Source organism: Streptomyces sp. SID13726 (genome assembly GCF_010548375.1).
Taxonomy (GTDB): Bacteria; Actinomycetota; Actinomycetes; order Streptomycetales; family Streptomycetaceae; genus Streptomyces.
The window spans coordinates 1-541 of the sequence record NZ_JAAGLY010000240.1; the positions used below are offsets into that span (position 1 = coordinate 1).

Genomic DNA, 541 nt, shown 5'->3' on the forward strand with positions numbered 1-541 from the left:
CAGGCCCTCCTCCCGCCACGCCGGGTCGGCGTACAGGTCGATGGCCAGCTTCACCTGGCGGTGCAGCGACTGGACGACGCCGATGTCCGACTCCTTGCCGATGCCCGAGAGCACGAGGGCGAGGTAGTCGCGGGTGGCCAGCTCGCCGTCGCGGGTCATGTCCCAGGCCGAGGCCCAGCACAGTGCGCGCGGCAGCGACTCGGTGAAGTCGCCCAGGTGCGCGGTGACGTTCTCCAGCGAGACCTCGTCCAGGCGGACCATGGCGTACGACAGGTCGTCGTCGTTCAGCAGCACGACGGCGGGACGGGCCCGGCCGAGCAGCTCCGGCACCTCGGTCAGCTCGCCGTCGATGTCCAGCTCGATCCGGTCCGTACGGACGAGCTTGCCGCCGTCCAGGTCGTACAGGCCGATCGCGATCCGGTGCGGCCGCAGCGTCGGCTCGCCCTTCGCGCCCGCGGGCAGCGCCGGGGCCTCCTGGCTGACCGTGAACGCGGTGATCGTGCCGTCCGCGGCCGTCTCGATGCGGGGACGCAGCACGTTG

At 72.1% G+C, this 541-nt stretch carries 1 protein-coding gene; it reads right to left on the bottom strand.

Translation table 11 applies throughout. The annotated features are described in order from the left end of the window. Positions 1-541, bottom strand: a 541-nt coding sequence (locus tag G3I78_RS47395; protein WP_203616504.1) for an ERAP1-like C-terminal domain-containing protein, incomplete at both ends; no start/stop codon positions are given.